Origin of the sequence: Mycobacterium sp. ITM-2016-00317, from assembly GCF_002968295.1 — a bacterium.
Lineage (GTDB): Bacteria > Actinomycetota > Actinomycetes > Mycobacteriales > Mycobacteriaceae > Mycobacterium.
Map to the genome: position 1 here is coordinate 2,672,547 of NZ_CP134399.1, position 15,852 is coordinate 2,688,398.

General features: G+C 69.6%; 16 protein-coding genes. 13 read left to right on the plus strand and 3 right to left on the minus strand.

Annotated elements, in window-relative coordinates:
* Positions 1-28 precede the first annotated feature (28 nt).
* The 5 genes from ripA to C6A87_RS12800 all read left to right on the plus strand — a co-directional run bounded on the left by ripA (position 29) and on the right by C6A87_RS12800 (position 5,464).
* On the plus strand, positions 29-1,477 hold the full coding sequence (gene ripA / locus C6A87_RS12780) for an NlpC/P60 family peptidoglycan endopeptidase RipA (protein ID WP_311117547.1): 1,449 nt from the start codon (positions 29-31) through the stop codon (positions 1,475-1,477).
* A complete protein-coding gene (gene ripB / locus C6A87_RS12785; protein WP_311117914.1) occupies positions 1,477-2,163 on the plus strand; it encodes an NlpC/P60 family peptidoglycan endopeptidase RipB in 687 nt (228 codons plus the stop codon). The genes ripA and ripB overlap by 1 nt, the downstream gene beginning before the upstream one ends.
* Positions 2,164-2,304: 141 nt before the next feature.
* Entirely contained in the window at positions 2,305-3,462 is a 1,158-nt protein-coding gene (locus C6A87_RS12790) for a MoxR family ATPase (RefSeq protein WP_311117548.1), read from the plus strand.
* A 40-nt stretch (positions 3,463-3,502) separates the two neighbouring features.
* A complete protein-coding gene (locus C6A87_RS12795; protein WP_311117915.1) occupies positions 3,503-4,411 on the plus strand; it encodes a DUF58 domain-containing protein in 909 nt (302 codons plus the stop codon).
* 45 nt (positions 4,412-4,456) lie between these two features.
* Entirely contained in the window at positions 4,457-5,464 is a 1,008-nt protein-coding gene (locus C6A87_RS12800) for a VWA domain-containing protein (RefSeq protein ID WP_311117549.1), read from the plus strand.
* On the opposite strand, the gene C6A87_RS12805 is transcribed toward C6A87_RS12800, so the two are convergent.
* A complete protein-coding gene (locus tag C6A87_RS12805) occupies positions 5,461-6,537 on the minus strand; it encodes an aldo/keto reductase (protein WP_311117550.1) in 1,077 nt (358 codons plus the stop codon). The genes C6A87_RS12800 and C6A87_RS12805 overlap by 4 nt on opposite strands.
* Positions 6,538-6,646: 109 nt before the next feature.
* Here C6A87_RS12805 and C6A87_RS12810 point away from each other — a divergent pair, with 109 nt between their 5' ends.
* The 4 genes from C6A87_RS12810 to C6A87_RS12825 are packed head-to-tail and all read left to right on the plus strand — an operon-like array spanning position 6,647 to position 10,243.
* Positions 6,647-7,576 carry an AraC family transcriptional regulator gene (locus tag C6A87_RS12810; RefSeq protein ID WP_311117551.1) on the plus strand — a complete coding sequence of 310 codons (930 nt, stop codon included), beginning with the start codon at positions 6,647-6,649 and terminating at the stop codon, positions 7,574-7,576.
* 56 nt (positions 7,577-7,632) lie between these two features.
* The gene (gene fabG1, locus C6A87_RS12815; RefSeq protein ID WP_311117552.1) at positions 7,633-8,388 is read left to right on the plus strand and encodes a 3-oxoacyl-ACP reductase FabG1; all 756 of its coding nucleotides are present in this window, start codon (positions 7,633-7,635) and stop codon (positions 8,386-8,388) included.
* A 19-nt stretch (positions 8,389-8,407) separates the two neighbouring features.
* Positions 8,408-9,217, plus strand: coding sequence for an NADH-dependent enoyl-ACP reductase InhA (gene inhA, locus C6A87_RS12820; protein ID WP_311117553.1), 810 nt, complete (start codon positions 8,408-8,410; stop codon positions 9,215-9,217).
* A 6-nt stretch (positions 9,218-9,223) separates the two neighbouring features.
* Positions 9,224-10,243, plus strand: coding sequence for a ferrochelatase (locus C6A87_RS12825; protein WP_311117554.1), 1,020 nt, complete (start codon positions 9,224-9,226; stop codon positions 10,241-10,243).
* A gap of 6 nt (positions 10,244-10,249) precedes the next feature.
* Here the strand turns inward: C6A87_RS12825 and C6A87_RS12830 are convergent, their stop codons facing one another.
* Positions 10,250-11,119 carry a hypothetical protein gene (locus C6A87_RS12830; protein ID WP_311117555.1) on the minus strand — a complete coding sequence of 290 codons (870 nt, stop codon included), beginning with the start codon at positions 11,117-11,119 and terminating at the stop codon, positions 10,250-10,252.
* A 59-nt stretch (positions 11,120-11,178) separates the two neighbouring features.
* Here C6A87_RS12830 and C6A87_RS12835 point away from each other — a divergent pair, with 59 nt between their 5' ends.
* Genes C6A87_RS12835 through C6A87_RS12845 form a run of 3 tightly spaced genes read left to right on the plus strand, consistent with a single transcriptional unit; the run spans position 11,179 to position 13,171 of the window.
* A complete protein-coding gene (locus C6A87_RS12835) occupies positions 11,179-11,613 on the plus strand; it encodes an NfeD family protein (RefSeq protein ID WP_311117556.1) in 435 nt (144 codons plus the stop codon).
* 14 nt (positions 11,614-11,627) lie between these two features.
* On the plus strand, positions 11,628-12,809 hold the full coding sequence (locus tag C6A87_RS12840; RefSeq protein ID WP_311117557.1) for an SPFH domain-containing protein: 1,182 nt from the start codon (positions 11,628-11,630) through the stop codon (positions 12,807-12,809).
* A complete protein-coding gene (locus C6A87_RS12845; RefSeq protein ID WP_311117558.1) occupies positions 12,809-13,171 on the plus strand; it encodes a DoxX family protein in 363 nt (120 codons plus the stop codon). Before C6A87_RS12840 ends, C6A87_RS12845 begins: the two co-directional genes overlap by 1 nt.
* Here the strand turns inward: C6A87_RS12845 and C6A87_RS12850 are convergent.
* Positions 13,158-13,871, minus strand: coding sequence for a TVP38/TMEM64 family protein (locus C6A87_RS12850; protein ID WP_311117559.1), 714 nt, complete (start codon positions 13,869-13,871; stop codon positions 13,158-13,160). The two genes, C6A87_RS12845 and C6A87_RS12850, sit on opposite strands and share 14 nt — an antisense overlap.
* Positions 13,872-13,970: 99 nt before the next feature.
* Here C6A87_RS12850 and mutA point away from each other — a divergent pair, with 99 nt between their 5' ends.
* Positions 13,971-15,851 (plus strand): methylmalonyl-CoA mutase small subunit, encoded by a 1,881-nt coding sequence (mutA, locus tag C6A87_RS12855; RefSeq protein ID WP_311117560.1) that lies wholly within the window; start codon positions 13,971-13,973, stop codon positions 15,849-15,851.
* The last annotated feature ends 1 nt before the right edge of the window (position 15,852 follow it).

The following is a 15,852-nucleotide window of genomic DNA, read 5'->3' on the forward strand; positions in this document are numbered from 1 at the left end:
GCGTGGAGCCTGAGGAGATTCGAGTCGAATGAGACGCACCCCCGGCAGCGCCTCCGCTTCGCGGCTGTGCGCGGCGTCGCTGGCTATGGGCATGTCGATGGGCATGGTCATCACGCTGCCGAACCTGGCGCCCAACCTGGCCCTGGCGCAGCCTGTCCAGCAGAGCGGCCTGGCCGCGCTGGTGACCGACGTCGCCAACGTCAATCAGAAACTGCAGGACCTCGGCGCGCAGATCCAGATGCAGCAGGAGAGCGTCAACAAGGCGATCCTCGACGTGCAGAACGCCCGGGAAAAGGCAGAGGCCGCCAAGCTCGAGGTCGACGCCAGCGCGCAGCGCGTCAAGGACGCCAACGCCGCGATCGCCGCCGCGCAGGACCGGTTCGACACCTTCGCCGCGTCGATGTATGTCAGCGGACCGTCGAGTTCCTATCTGAGCGCGTCCGATCCGTCGGACATCCTGCGCACCGCGGCGACCGGGCAGGCGCTGTCGATCAGTTCGCAGAAGGTGATGGCCGATCTGCAGCGGGCCCGCACCGAACAGGTCAACCGGGAGTCCGCCGCCCGGCTGGCCCAGCGCCAGGCCGATGACGCGGTCAAGGCCGCCGAGGGCAGCCAGCAGGACGCGGTGGCCGCGCTGACCAACGCCCAGGAGACCTTCAAGTCCCAGCAGGTCGAACTCGACCGGCTCACCGCCGAGCGCGCGCAGGCGCAGGCCAAGCTGCAGGAGGCCAGGACGCTGGCCGCCCCGTCGGGCACCGGACCCGCCGCCGCGCCCGCGGGGGCGGCCAAGCCCGCGCCGGGGTCGGCTGCGGCGCCCGCCCCGGGCGGCGGCAGTGCCGACTGGGACGTCGACCCCGCGACCGGCAACCGCGAGACCGCCTGGGACATGACGCTGCCCCAGATCCCGAGCGCGTTCGTCAGCGGCGATCCGATCCAGATCATCAACGCGGTCATCAAGATCATCACGACGTCGTTGAAGGTCACCCAGGATCTCGGCCGCAAGTTCCTGCAGAGCATCGGTCTGCTGCCGACCCCGACCGGCATCACCAACGGTGCGATCCCGACGCTGTACGGCAGGCAGGCCACCGAGTACGTGATCAAGCGCGGCATGTCGCAGATGGGTGTGCCGTACTCGTGGGGCGGCGGTAACGCCTCCGGCCCCAGCCGCGGAATCGACCGCGGCGCGAACACGGTCGGCTTCGACTGCTCCGGTCTGATGCTCTACATGTTCGCCGGCGTCGGCATCAAGCTCGACCACTACTCGGGCTCGCAGTACAACGCAGGCCGCAAGGTGCCGTCGTCGCAGATGCGCCGCGGCGACATGATCTTCTACGGCCCCAATGCCAGCCAGCACGTCGCGATGTACCTCGGCGACGGCCAGATGCTGGAAGCCCCGTACACCGGTTCGGTGGTCAAGATCTCGCCGGTGCGCACCAGCGGGATGACCCCGTTCGTGACCCGAATGATCGAGTGGTGATCGCCCTGCGTCGCTTCGTCATCGCGGTGGCAACCGCCGTCGCACTGCTGGCAGGCGCTGTCGCGCCGGCCACCGCCCAACCCGACAGCGGGCAGTGGGACCCGACCCTGCCGAAGATCTTCAGCGCCGGCGCGCCCGGCGACCCGCTGGCGATCGCGAACGCGTCGCTGGCGGCCACCGCCCAGGCCACCCAGGTGACCATGGACTTGGGCCGCAAGTTCCTGCAGACCATCGGGCTGGCGCCCAAGGACGCAACCGGTGTCGCCCCCGGCGTCGTTCGGGGGCCCGCGGCCATCGAGTACGTGATCCGGCGCGGCGGCACCCAGATCGGCACCCCGTACTCGTGGGGCGGCGGTAAGCCCAACGGTCCCAGCCGCGGCATCGACTCGGGCGCCAACACCGTCGGCTACGACTGCTCCGGCTTCACCCAGTTCTCCTACGCCGGCGTGGGCGTACTGATCCCGAAGTACTCCGGCGATCAGTACAACACCGGCCGCAAGGTCCCGGTCCAGCAGGCCAAGCGCGGCGATCTGCTGTTCTGGGGTCCCAACGGCAGCCAGCACGTCGCGATCTACCTCGGCGGCGGCAAGATGCTGGAGTCCTCGGGTAGTGCCGGCAAAGTGACCGTCAGCCCCGTGCGCATGTCCGGCCTGCAGCCGTACGTGGCCCGCATCATCGAATCCTGAGTGTGGCCTGAGTTAAAGCTGAGCAGCACGGGCGACGTCGACGGATCTCCAACCGCCTGGAATAGTTGACGGCGAGCGCGCGGCCAGCACGGGCCGCGCCGCGAGTGGCCAGCATGTACGGCGCATGTGGAAGGAATGTTGATGACCTCACCGAGTGGACCGCCGCAGGGCGCTGGAGGATATCCCGGACAGGCCCCGGCACAGGGCTACTCCGCGGGTGCGCACGCCGCGCCTGCGCAGTCCGGTTCCGCGCAGTCCAACGGCGGTCTGCAGAACGAGGTGCACACCCTGGAGCGGGCGATCTTCGAGGTCAAGCGGATCATCGTCGGCCAGGACCTGCTCGTCGAGCGGATGCTGGTGGGGCTGCTGGCCAAGGGGCACGTGCTGCTCGAAGGCGTCCCCGGCGTGGCCAAGACACTCGCCGTCGAGACCTTCGCGAAGGTGGTCGGCGGGACGTTCGCCCGCATCCAGTTCACCCCCGACCTGGTGCCCACCGACATCGTCGGCACCCGCATCTACCGGCAGGGCAAGGAAGAGTTCGACATCGAACTCGGCCCCGTGGTGGCCAACTTCCTGCTTGCCGACGAGATCAACCGTGCGCCGGCCAAGGTGCAGTCCGCGCTGCTCGAGGTGATGGCCGAGCGCAAGATCTCCATCGGCGGCAGGACCTTCCCGCTACCCAGCCCGTTCCTGGTGATGGCCACCCAGAACCCGATCGAGCAGGAAGGCGTTTACCAGCTGCCGGAGGCCCAGCGTGACCGCTTCCTGTTCAAGCTCAACGTCGACTACCCGACGCCGGAGGAAGAGCGCGAGATCATCTACCGGATGGGCGTGAAGCCGCCGGAGCCCAAGGCGATCCTCAACACCGGTGACCTGCTGCGCCTGCAGGACGTCGCCGCCAACACCTTCGTCCACCACGCGCTGGTCGACTACGTGGTGCGCATCGTCACCGCCACCCGCGAACCGGAGAAGTTCGGCATGCCGGACGCCAAGGCGTGGATCGCCTACGGCGCGTCCCCGCGCGCGTCGCTGGGCATCATCGCCGCGTCCCGGGCGCTGGCCCTGGTGCGCGGCCGCGACTATGTGATCCCGCAGGACGTCGTCGAGATCATTCCGGACGTGCTGCGGCACCGCCTGGTGCTGACCTACGACGCGCTGGCCGACGAGATCTCCGCCGAGACCGTGGTCAACCGCATCCTGCAGACAGTCGCGCTGCCGCAGGTGAACGCGATTCCGCAGCAGGGGCATGCGGTGCCGCCCGTAGTCCCGGCCGCGGCGGCCGCGGCGAGCGGTCGCTGACCTGGTGACCCGCTCAAGCCGCTCTGTCGACCTGCCGTCGATGCAGCGCGGGGAGATCCGGGACCCTGCGCTGACCGCGGCGCTGCGCAAGCTCGAGCTCACCGTGCGCCGCAAGCTCGACGGTGTGCTGCACGGTGACCACCTCGGGCTGCTGCCGGGCCCGGGATCCGAACCGGGGGAGTCGCGGGTCTACCAGCCCGGCGACGACGTCCGGCGGATGGACTGGTCGGTGACCGCGCGCACCACCCATCCGCACGTCCGGCAGATGATCGCCGACCGCGAGCTGGAGACGTGGCTGGTGGTCGACATGTCGGCCAGCCTGGACTTCGGCACCGCCAACTGCGAGAAGCGCGACCTGGCGGTGGCTGCGGCCGCGTCGATCGCATTCCTCAACAGCGGCGGCGGCAACCGGATCGGCGCGATCATCTCCAACGGCGAGACCACCCGCCGCGTGCCCGCGCTGTCGGGCCGCATGCACGAGCAGGAACTGCTGCGGGCCATCGCCACCACCCCGCGCGCGCCGGTGGGGGTGCGCGGTGACCTCGCCGCGGCGATCGACGCACTGCGGCGGCCGGAGCGGCGCCGCGGCATGGCCGTGATCATCAGCGATTTCCTCGGGCCGATCGACTGGATGCGTCCGCTGCGCGCCGTCGCCGGCCGACACGAGGTACTCGGGATCGAGATCCTGGACCCGCGGGACATCGAGTTGCCCGACGTGGGTGATGTCGTGCTGCAGGACACCGAGACCGGCCGCACCCGCGAGTTCACCATCGACGAGCAGTTGCGCACCGACTTCGCCAGGGCCGCCGCGGCGCACCGCGCCGAGGTGGCACGCACCCTGCGCCGCTGTGGTGCCCCGCTGCTGACCCTGCGTACCGACCGGGACTGGATCGCCGACGTGGTCCGGTTCGTCGCGAGCCGGCGCCGCGGTGCGCTCGCATCGCGGTGATGACTTCTCCGACGATCCCGATAACGACGAAATGACAAGTGACGCATGACTTTACCGTTGCTCGGACCGATGTCGCTCTCAGGTTTCGAACATCCGTGGTTCTTCCTGTTCTTCTTCGTCGTGCTCGGGATCATCGCGCTGTACGTCGTGATGCAGCTGTCCCGCCAGCGGCGGATGCTGCGCTTTGCGAACATGGAGCTGCTGGAGAGCGTGGCGCCCAAACGGCCCAGCCGGCTGCGGCACCTGCCTGCGGTGCTGCTGATCCTGTCGCTGGTGTCGTTCACGATCGCGATGGCCGGGCCCACCCACGATGTGCGGATCCCGCGCAACCGGGCCGTGGTGATGCTCGTCGTCGACGTCTCGCAGTCGATGCGGGCCACCGACGTGGCCCCCAACCGGCTGGTCGCCGCGCAGGAAGCGGCCAAACAGTTCGCCGACCAGCTGACCCCGGGCATCAACCTCGGCCTGATCGCCTACGCGGGCACCGCGACGGTGCTGGTGTCACCGACCACCAACCGTGAGGCCACCAAGACCGCGATCGACAAGTTGCAGCTCGCCGACCGCACCGCCACCGGTGAGGGCATCTTCACCGCACTGCAGGCGGTGGCCACCGTCGGCGCGGTGATCGGCGGCGGCGACGAACCGCCACCGGCGCGCATCGTGCTGATGTCCGACGGCAAGGAGACCGTGCCGTCCAACCCGGACAACCCCAAGGGCGCCTACACCGCCGCGCGCACCGCCAAGGACCAAGGGGTGCCGATCTCCACGGTGTCGTTCGGCACCCCGTACGGCTACGTCGAGATCAACGACCAGCGCCAGCCGGTCCCGGTCGACGACGAGATGCTCAAGAAGATCGCCGACCTGTCCGGCGGCGAGGCGTTCACCGCATCCAGCCTCGAGCAACTCAAGCAAGTTTTCACCGACCTGCAGGAGCAGATCGGCTACGAGACCATCAAGGGCGACGCCAGCGTGGGCTGGCTCCGGCTCGGTTCCGCTCTGCTGGCGCTCGCCGCGCTGGGGGCGCTGCTGTTCAACCGGCGCCTGCCCGGCTAGTACCGCGCGGTGCCTTCGGCCAGCGGGGGATAGGCGACCGACGCCAGTCCGTCCACCGTCGCGCCGGCGAACTGCAACGCGGCCAGCAGTTGGGGCGCCACCGGAACCTGCAGTTGCGGTGCGGACACCGTGTCGAGACGTTCCAGCTGATCGGGCGTCAAGGTGATCTCCAGGCCGGCGAGGTTGGTCTCCAGATGCTGGAGACGTCGTGCTCCCAGGATCGGCACGACGGTGCCGCGGCGGGCCCGCAGCCACGCCAATGCCACAGCGGCCGAGGTGGTGTCGAGTTCCTCGGCAACGGCCGCGACCGCATCGATCACCGTGAACTCGGCCTCGGTCGGACCGCCGACGAAGGCGGCCCGGGCAGAATCGGTGACGTGCGTCCCACGCCGGTATTTTCCTGACAGGAACCCGTTCTGCAACGGGCTCCACGGCACCAGCGCCAGGCCCTGGTCCCACGCCAGCGGGGCGATCTCGGCCTCCACTGCGCGGTTCAGCAGCGAGTAGCCGACCTGCAGCGCCACCAGGGGTGTCCAGCGGGCGAGCAGCGCCATCGTCTGCGCCTGGGCGGTCACCCAGGCGGGGATGTTGGAGAAGCCGATGTAGCGGACCTTTCCAGCCCGGACCAGATCGTCGAGGGTGCGCATGGTCTCCTCGATCGGTGTGTGCCGGTCCCAGTTGTGCAGCCAGTACAGATCGACGTGGTCTGTGCGCAACCGGCGCAGGCTCTCCTCGAGTTGAGCCACCATCGACCGTCTGCCGGCGCCCCCACCGTTGGGGTCGCCCGGGTACATGTTGGTGAAGAACTTGGTCGCCAGGATGACACGATCCCGCCGATGGGGACGCGCAGCGAAATAGTCACCGAGAATCTTCTCGGAGTGTCCGTTGGTGTAGAAGTTCGCGGTGTCGATGAAGTTTCCGCCGCGCTCGAGGTAGCTGGTGATGATGGACTCGGACTCGGCGACACTGCAGCCGGCTCCACCGGAATCCTCACCGAATGTCATGGCACCCAGGGCGAATGGGCTCACGCGCAGGCCGGAACGGCCGAGCGTGACGTAATGGTCGAGTGTCATCTTTGTTCTCCTTCGTGGCGTCGGATCGGACACTGTCGATACAACGCCGTGGTGCCGGTGAACGGTAGACCGATACGCCCAAGCTCTTGCCTGATCCTGCTCACTATGGATGGATCAGGCGTTCCGTGGTTGGCTGGACCGCATGCGACGGCCCGACGAGGCGCTGACCGAACTGCGCGAGCTGGTGGACGCCCACGCGACACCGGACATGTCGACGGCCATCGGTGGTCTGCTGCTGTCCCGCGCCACCGGATCGGCACCGGAGTACTCGCTGACCGCGCCCTTGCTGGTCGTGATGGCCCAGGGCGCCAAACGACTGCATCTCGGCGACCAGGTCTTCGAGTACCGCGCGGGCGACGTCCTGGTCGTCACCGCCGAGCTGCCGGTCAGTGGGCACTTCATCGGTGCCGATCCACGCACCCCGGCGTTGGGAATCGGCATCGAGTTGCGCCCGCTGGCGATCACCGATCTGATGCTGGCGGCCCGCAGCGGCGCGCGGCCGTCGCCATCGGCGCCGGCGATGTCGACCGGTCCGGCCGGGCCCGATCTGCTCGACGCGGTCCTGCGGATGGTGCGGCTGCTGGACCATCCGCAGGACGCCGACGTGCTGGCCCCGCTCATCGAGCGGGAGATCCTGTGGCGACTGCTGACCGGGCCGCACGCCGCGGTGGTGAGTCAGATCGGCAGCGCGGGGAGCGGGCTCGCCCATGTCAACAGAACCATCCGCTGGATTAGGGAGAACTATGCCGAGCCGCTGCGCATTGCCGAGCTGGCGTCGATGGCCGGGATGAGTCCGTCGGCATTCCACCGCCACTTCCGGGCCGTCACCGCGATGAGCCCACTGCAGTTCCAGAAGCAGATCAGGCTGCAGGAGGCCAGGAACCTGTTGCTGTCGCGCGCCGGGGACATCGCGGGGGTGGGCCATCTCGTCGGCTACGACAGCCCCACCCAGTTCAGCCGGGAGTACCGCCGGATGTTCGGTGCGCCCCCCGGCCGTGACGCGGCACGGCTGAGCGCCCCGACCGCGCTTCTGCCGTGATCGGCGAACGCGATGCGATTTCGGACGGGTGCCGGTCAGGCACTAAGTTGACCGTCATGAGCGACTCTGCTGCCGTCGAAGCCGCCCCCACCGGTCGACCCGCGTTCGTATCCCGTTCGGTGCTGGTGACCGGCGGTAACCGCGGTATCGGTCTGGCCATCGCGCAACGCCTGGCCGCCGACGGGCACAAGGTCGCCGTCACGCACCGCGGTTCGGGTGCGCCCGAGGGTCTGTTCGCGGTGGAGTGCGACGTCACCGACAACGACGCCGTCGACCGCGCCTTCACCGAGGTCGAGGAGCATCAGGGCCCGGTCGAGGTGCTGGTGTCCAACGCGGGCATCTCCGCCGACGCGTTCCTGATGCGGATGACCGAGGAGAGGTTCCAGAAGGTCATCGACGCGAACCTGACCGGAGCCTTCCGAGTGACCCAGCGGGCCTCGCGCACCATGCAGCGCAAGCGGTTCGGCCGGATCATCTACGTGGGCTCGGTCTCGGGCATGTGGGGCATCGGCAACCAGGCCAACTACGCGGCCTCCAAAGCCGGGTTGATCGGCATGGCCCGCTCCATCTCCCGTGAGCTGTCCAAGGCCAACGTCACCGCGAACGTGGTGGCGCCCGGCTACATCGACACCGAGATGACCCGCGCGCTCGACGAGCGGATCCAAAAGGGCGCGCTGGACTTCATCCCGGCCAAGCGCGTCGGCACCGCCGCCGAGGTCGCCGGCGTGGTCAGCTTCCTGGCCTCGGAGGACGCGAGTTACATCGCCGGCGCGGTGATCCCGGTCGACGGCGGCATGGGCATGGGCCACTAACAGAGATAAGGACTTTCACATGGCAGGTTTTCTCGAAGGTAAGCGCATCCTCGTCACGGGGATCATCACCGACTCCTCGATCGCGTTCTACATCGCCAAGGTCGCCCAGGAGGCCGGCGCCGAACTGGTGCTGACCGGGTTCGACCGGATGAAGCTGATCCGCCGCATCGCCGACCGGCTGCCCGCACCGGCGCCGCTGATCGAGCTCGACGTGCAGAACCAGGAACACCTCGACACCCTGGCCGACCGGGTCACCGCCGAGATCGGCGAGGGCAACAAGCTCGACGGCGTGGTGCACTCCATCGGCTTCATGCCCCAGACCGGCATGGGCATCAACCCGTTCTTCGACGCGCCCTACGAGGACGTCGCCAAGGGCATCCACATCTCGGCGTACTCCTACGCGTCGCTGGCCAAGGCCGTGCTGCCGATCATGCACCCGGGCGGCGGCATCGTCGGGATGGACTTCGACCCGACCCGCGCCATGCCCGCCTACAACTGGATGACGGTCGCCAAGAGCGCGCTCGAATCGGTGAACCGGTTCGTCGCGCGGGAAGCCGGCAAGGTCGGAGTGCGGTCCAATCTCGTTGCGGCGGGCCCGATCCGGACGCTGGCGATGAGCGCCATCGTCGGCGGCGCCCTCGGCGAGGAGGCCGGCGCCCAAATGCAGCTGCTGGAAGAGGGCTGGGACCAGCGGGCGCCGCTGGGCTGGAACATGAAGGACCCCACCCCGGTCGCCAAGACGGTCTGCGCCCTCATGTCGGACTGGTTGCCCGCGACCACGGGCACCGTGATCTACGCCGACGGCGGCGCGAGTACTCAGTTGCTGTGAGATCCCGTGACGTTTGACGCGCTGCTGCTGCTGTCGTTCGGGGGCCCGGAGGGCCCCGAACAGGTGATGCCGTTCCTGGAGAACGTCACCAGGGGACGGGGCATCCCGCGGGAGCGGCTGGAGTCCGTCGCCGAGCACTACCAGCATTTCGGCGGCGTCTCACCCATCAACGGCATCAACCGGGAGCTGATCGCCGCGATCGAGGCCGAGCTGTCCCACCGCGGTCTGCAGATCCCGGTCTACTTCGGTAACCGCAACTGGGCGCCGTACGTCGAGGACACCGTCACGGCCATGCGCGACAACGGCATCCGCCGTGCGGCCGTGTTCTCCACCTCGGCCTGGGGCGGGTACTCGGGCTGCACGCAGTACCAGGAGGACATCGCCCGCGGCCGGGCGGCGGCAGGTCCGGACGCCCCGGAACTGGTCAGGCTGCGGCAGTACTTCGACCACCCGCTGCTGATCGAGATGTTCGCCGACGCCGTCGACGCCGCGGCGGCGACGCTTCCCGAGAAGCTGCGCGGTCAGGCGCGCCTGGTGTTCACCGCGCACTCGATCCCGTTGCGCGCCGCATCGAGGTGCGGGCCGGACCTCTACCAGCGCCAGGTCGAGCACACCGCCGCGCTGGTCGCGGCCGCCGCGGGCTACCCCGAGTACGACCAGGTGTGGCAGTCCCGGTCGGGGCCGCCGCAGGTGCCGTGGCTGGAACCGGACGTCGGTGATCATCTGACAACGCTGGCCGCACAGGGAACCAGGGCGGTGATCGTCTGCCCGGTGGGCTTCGTCGCCGACCACATCGAGGTGGTGTGGGACCTCGACAACGAACTGGCCGAACAGGCCGCGAAGGCCGGCATCGCCTTCGCCCGGGCGTCCACCCCCAACGCGCAGCCGCGCTTCGCCGAACTGGCCGTCGATCTGATCGACGAACTGCGACTTAAGGTTCCGCCGCGACGAGTCGGCGGCGGGCAGGTGCCGTGCTACGGCAGCACCGTCAACGGCGCGCTGTGCACGCCGGACTGCGCAGGCTGACGGGTCCTAACCGCGCCAGGCCGAGTGCAGGATCGCCTCCACCGCGGCCAGCCGCGCCGAGCGCACCACCGCGGTCAGTGGCCGCAGCACGTCGCTGGCCAGCTGGACCTCCGACGAACTCTGCAGGCCGATCGGGATCAGTCCCGAGCTGACCGTGATGATCGCGTCCACGTGGGCGGCGTTCTCCATCACCCGCACCGCCCGCGTCGGGGCGTGGTCGGGGATGCGGTGCAGACGGGTGGAATCGAGCACCTGCTCGACGAGCCGGCGCGGGTCCGCCACCTCACCCCCGGACGCGCCGGCGCGCAGCGCGCCCAGGGCGTCGGCGGCCGAGCGCACCGCGTCGCGCAGCTGGTACTCGGACTCGCCGAGGTCGAAGTGTCCGGCCGGCGGGGCCGAGTCGAACGAGTACACCGTCCAGGACAGCCCGCTCAACTCGGCTTCGAACTCGTAATCGTCGTCGGGGTCGTCCGGGTCGGGAAAGCTGTCCTGGTACTCGAAGTCGGGCACCAGCCCGATCGCGCCGTCGGCGCCGTTGACGATGACCGCCTCCCCGGCGGTCACGGCGTCGCGGCCGAACTGCGTGCCCGGCGGCAGGCCCCGGACGTCGCCGGGGACCGGCAGGGTCAGCGCGATCGACGGTTGCGGAACGCCTCGGCCTGCGACCGTGCGCACCGTCTGCAACAGCGACATCGAGGCCGCTTCGTCGAGGTCCGGCCAGGACAGCCCGGTGCGCTCCGCGGCGACCGAATCGTAAGCGGTCACCGAATGCTTTGGCGTCCACTGCGATAACGCGTCAAGGACGTCGTCGGGCGCGGCAGCGCCTGCCAACCAGGCGTTGGCCCATACCGAAAGCGAAACACTGGGGCACCACATGATGGCTGCAGTGTAGTTGTTGCCGGCTCATCGAGTCGGTTGCGCGTTAGGCTGGCTTCATGCCCGTCTCGCTGATCTGGCTGATCGCAGCATTGGCGCTCGCCGGCGCGGAGGCGCTCACCGGTGACCTGTTCCTGCTGATGCTCAGCGGAGGCGCGCTGGCCGCGGCCGGCTCCAGCTTCGCGTTCGACGCGCCGATCTGGGTCGACGGCATCGTGTTCCTGGTGGTGTCGCTGCTGCTGCTGGTCGGGGTGCGTCCCGCGCTGCGCCGCAGGATGCAGTCCGGCACGGGTCTGCCCGAACCGGCCAAGGCGCTGGAGGGCAAGAGCGCGCTGGTGCTCGACCGGGTCGCCCGCCACGAGGGCCAGGTCAAGCTCGACGGTGAGGTCTGGACCGCCCGGCCCTACAACGAGACCGACATCTACGAACCCGGCGATCAGGTCACCGTCGTGCACATCGACGGCGCGACCGCGGTCGTCTCCAAGATCGGCTAGAGAAGGGACTCCACATGGATGGTGCTATCACGGGGCTGGTCTTACTTGGTGTGCTGGTGTTGTTCGCCGTGGTCGTGGTCGCCAAGTCGGTGGCGCTGATCCCACAGGCTGAGGCCGCGGTCATCGAACGGCTGGGCCGCTACAGCAAGACGGTGTCCGGTCAGCTGACCCTGCTGGTGCCCTTCGTGGACCGCATCCGGGCCCGCGTCGACCTGCGGGAGCGGGTGGTGTCGTTCCCGCCGCAGCCCGTCATCACCGAGGACAACCTCACCGTCAACATCGACACCGTGGTGTACTTCCAGGTCACCAACCCCCAGGCGGCGGTGTACCAGATCAACAACTACATCGTCGGCGTCGAGCAGCTGGCGACCACCACGCTGCGCAACGTCGTCGGCGGGATGACCCTCGAGCAGGCCCTCACCTCTCGCGATTCCATCAACAAACAACTGCGCGGCGTGCTGGACGAGGCCACCAACAGGTGGGGGCTGCGCGTCGCGCGGGTCGAGCTGCGCAGTATCGACCCGCCACCGTCGATCCAGGATTCGATGGAGAAGCAGATGCGCGCCGACCGCGAGAAGCGGGCGATGATCCTGACCGCCGAAGGCAGCCGGGAGGCGGCCATCAAACAGGCCGAAGGCCAGAAGCAGGCGCAGATCCTGGCGGCCGAAGGCGCGAAGCAGGCCGCCATCCTCACCGCCGAGGCCGACCGGCAGTCCCGGATGCTGCGCGCGCAGGGTGAACGCGCCGCCGCATACCTGCAGGCCCAGGGCCAGGCCAAGGCCATCGAGAAGACGTTCGCGGCGATCAAGGCCGGCCGACCGACCCCGGAGATGCTGGCGTACCAGTACCTGCAGACCCTGCCGCAGATGGCCAAGGGCGAGGCCAACAAGGTGTGGCTGGTGCCCAGCGACTTCGGTTCGGCGCTGCAGGGGTTCACCAAGCTGCTCGGCGCGCCGGGCGAGGACGGCGTGTTCCGCTACACCCCGTCGCCGGTCGACGACGCTTCGGCCCGGCCCGTCGACGACTCCGACGAGGTCGCCGACTGGTTCAACACCGAGACAGATCCCGCGATCGCCGCGGCAGTGGCCAAGGCCGAGGCCGACGCGCGGACCCCGGTCGACAGGCCGGGACACCTGTCTGCTCCGGCGGCGCCCAGCCAGATCAGTGCGCCGCGGCCCGGGGCGCAGGACCAATAATGAGCGCGCTGACGTCGCAGCGGACCTACGCCGTGCTCGCCGCGATGCAGGCCGCCGTCGCCGCGGCCGGTGTCGGGCCCATCGCGCCGGTCAAGAAGTCGTTGGAGGACGTCGGGCTGCCCAGGAAACTCTGGCCGCTGCTTCCGATCGTCAATGCGGCCAGCGCGGTCGGCCTGCTGTCGGTGTTCCGCTGGCCGGCACTGGCGCGGCTGACGACGTTCATGCTGACCGTCTACTTCACCCTGGCCGTCGGCTCCCATGTCAGGGCCAAGGACTGCTCTCCGAATCTGGTCGCCGCGTCGTCGCTGCTGACGCTGTTCGCCGCGATGACGGTGAAGGGGCCCGACGTCAGGACGCCGTGACCGGGGTCCGGCTGCGCCGCTCGGTCCTGATCTCGTAGAGCAGTCCGGCGACCCCGATCGCCGCCGTGCACACCGACACCACCAGCAGCAACGGGCTGATGCGGCCGGTCAGCGCATCCCCGAACACCACGATCGCCGACGTGCCGGGAAGTACGCCGACCAGGGTGGCGAGCGTGTACGGCAGCGCCCGCACCGACGACGCGCCCGCAGCGTAGTTGAGTACCGAGAACGGCACGGCCGGGATCAGCCGGGTGGCCAGCACCACGGGCCAGCCCCGCTCGCTCAGCCGCTTGTCGACCGCGGTGAGGCGGGGATGGGACACCAGGCGGCTGACCTGCCAGCCCGCCGTCCGGACCAACACCAGCGCGATCACCGCGCTGAGCGTGCTGGCGACCACCGCGATCGGGATGCCCAGCAGCGGACCGAACAGCAGGCCCGCGGCCAGCGTGAACACGGTGCGGGGGAACGGGAACACCGTCGCCACGACATGGGCGGCGAAGAACACCAGCGGGAACCACGGCCCCGCCGCGGTGGCCCAGTCCCGCACCTGCAACGCGGTGGGAAACGGCACGAAAAGCGCAACTGCGACGAGAATCACAATCCCCATCAGCGCCGCGGCGAGCCTGCCCCGCGGAGCCGTCTTCAGCGTGACGACGACCGCGGCACCGACGGTACCCAGCGTGCTGACTACGGATTTCACGATTCCCAAGGGTACGGGGGTGCGGCAGATGCGCTCGTCGGGCGGGACAGTGCGGTTGGCTACCAGCCCACGAGAGTGTGATGGCGATCATTTAGCCTGATGGCTGTGCAGAATCCCAGCGCCGGCGCTGCCGGCGGAGTAATCGATTCCGATCTGGACCGGTGGCGCTCCGCTGTGGCGGGCGTGCTGGCGAAGTCCCTGAAGCGGGACCCGGCCGACCTGCCCGCCGAACCCGAGCGGCTGCTCGACTCGGACACCTACGACGGCTTCCCGATCCGGCCGCTCTACACCGGCGCCGACGAACTGGCCGAGCCCGCGCTGCCGGGGCAGTGGCCGTTCGTGCGTGGCGGGGACGCGCTGCGCGACGTGAAGTCGGGGTGGAAGGTCGGCGAGACCTTCCCCGCGGAGGCCGCGAGTGTGGCCGAGGCCAACGGGGCGATCCTGCTGGGCCTCACCGAAGGCGTCAGCGCGCTGGTGCTGCGGGTCGGCGACGCCCCCGGGGCGGTCGCGCCCGCCGACCTGGCGGGATTGCTGGACGGTGTCTATCTGGACCTGGTGCCGGTGGTGGTCGAGGTGGCCGGCGACGGCTCCGCCTACGGCGCGGCCGCCGACGCGCTGCTGGCGCTGCTGACCGGGCTCGACGCGGATCAGCGTTCGCGGCTGTCGATCGACCTCGGGGCCGACCCGCTGACGGCACCGCTGTCCGGGCGTCCGGCGCCGGGGAACGACGACATCGTCGCCGTCGCCGAGAAGGCCTTGCAGTACGGCACTCACGTCCGCGCGATCACCGTCGACGGGCCGGCGTTCCACAACGCGGGTGCCGGCGCGTCCTGGGAACTGGGTGCGGCCGTCGCGGCCGGGGTGGCCTACCTGCGGATACTGACGGACGCGGGCCTGTCCACCGCAGACGCGCTCGGACAGATCAGCTTCCGGTTCGCCGCCGACGACGACCAGTTCATGACTATCGCCAAAATGCGTGCCGCACGCCAACTCTGGGCCCGCGTCGCCGAGGTCGTGGGCGAGCCGGATGCCGGTGCGGCCACCCTGCACGCCACCACGTCACTGCCGATGATGACCGCGCGGGACCCGTGGGTGAACATGCTGCGCACCACGGTCGCGGCGTTCGGGGCCGGCGTCGGGGGAGCGGACACCCTGCTGGTGCACCCCTTCGACGTCGCGATTTCCGGTGGATTCCCCGGCACCGCCCGTAGTTTCGCGCGCCGCATCGCCCGCAACACCCAGCTGCTGCTCCTCGAGGAGTCCCACCTGGGCCGGGTGCTGGACCCGTCGGGCGGATCGTGGTTCATCGAGGACCTGACCCGCAGCCTGGCCGGCCAGGCGTGGCAGCACTTCCAGGAGATCGAGGCCGAGGGCGGCTTCGACGCCGCCCGCGAGCACGTCAGCGCCGGCATCGCCGAGGTGGCCCGCCGGCGCGCCGACGACGTCGCGCACCGGCGCACCGCGGTCACCGGCGTCAACGAGTTCCCCAATCTCGGTGAAGTCCCGCTGCCCCAAGGGGATCCGCTGCCGCACGTGCAGCGCTACGCCGCGGCCTTCGAGGCGCTGCGGGACCGCTCGGATGCCTTCCTGGAGAAGACGGGCGCGCGGCCGAAGGCGCTGATGCTGCCGCTCGGGCCGTTGGCCGAACACAACATCCGGACCACCTTCACCGCGAACCTGCTCGCCTCCGGCGGGATCGAGGCCGTCAACCCGGGCCCGCTGGATGCCGCCGGGGTCGCCGCCGCGGTGTCCGACGCCGGCGTGACCGAGGTCGCCGTGATCTGCGGCATCGACGCCCGCTACGCAGGTGAGGTCGCGGCCGTTGTCGAGGCCGCACGCGCGGCAGGGGTTTCCCGCGTGCTGCTCGCCGGACCGGAAAAGGCGGTCGCAGAAGTCGATTCGAAACCCGACGGATACCTCACCGCGAAGATCGACGCGGTCAGCGCCCTGTCGGACCTGCTGACCCGATTGGGAGCATGAC

Coding starts and splice junctions, on each gene's coding strand:
- ripA (WP_311117547.1), top strand. CDS start 29: ATGAGACGCACCCCCGGCAGCGCCTCCGCTTCGCGGCTGTGCGCGGCG.
- C6A87_RS12790 (WP_311117548.1), top strand. CDS start 2,305: ATGACCTCACCGAGTGGACCGCCGCAGGGCGCTGGAGGATATCCCGGA.
- C6A87_RS12795 (WP_311117915.1), top strand. CDS start 3,503: ATGCAGCGCGGGGAGATCCGGGACCCTGCGCTGACCGCGGCGCTGCGC.
- C6A87_RS12800 (WP_311117549.1), top strand. CDS start 4,457: ATGACTTTACCGTTGCTCGGACCGATGTCGCTCTCAGGTTTCGAACAT.
- C6A87_RS12805 (WP_311117550.1), bottom strand. CDS start 6,537: ATGACACTCGACCATTACGTCACGCTCGGCCGTTCCGGCCTGCGCGTG.
- C6A87_RS12810 (WP_311117551.1), top strand. CDS start 6,647: ATGGATCAGGCGTTCCGTGGTTGGCTGGACCGCATGCGACGGCCCGAC.
- fabG1 (WP_311117552.1), top strand. CDS start 7,633: ATGAGCGACTCTGCTGCCGTCGAAGCCGCCCCCACCGGTCGACCCGCG.
- inhA (WP_311117553.1), top strand. CDS start 8,408: ATGGCAGGTTTTCTCGAAGGTAAGCGCATCCTCGTCACGGGGATCATC.
- C6A87_RS12830 (WP_311117555.1), bottom strand. CDS start 11,119: ATGTGGTGCCCCAGTGTTTCGCTTTCGGTATGGGCCAACGCCTGGTTG.
- C6A87_RS12835 (WP_311117556.1), top strand. CDS start 11,179: ATGCCCGTCTCGCTGATCTGGCTGATCGCAGCATTGGCGCTCGCCGGC.
- C6A87_RS12840 (WP_311117557.1), top strand. CDS start 11,628: ATGGATGGTGCTATCACGGGGCTGGTCTTACTTGGTGTGCTGGTGTTG.
- C6A87_RS12845 (WP_311117558.1), top strand. CDS start 12,809: ATGAGCGCGCTGACGTCGCAGCGGACCTACGCCGTGCTCGCCGCGATG.
- mutA (WP_311117560.1), top strand. CDS start 13,971: ATGGCTGTGCAGAATCCCAGCGCCGGCGCTGCCGGCGGAGTAATCGAT.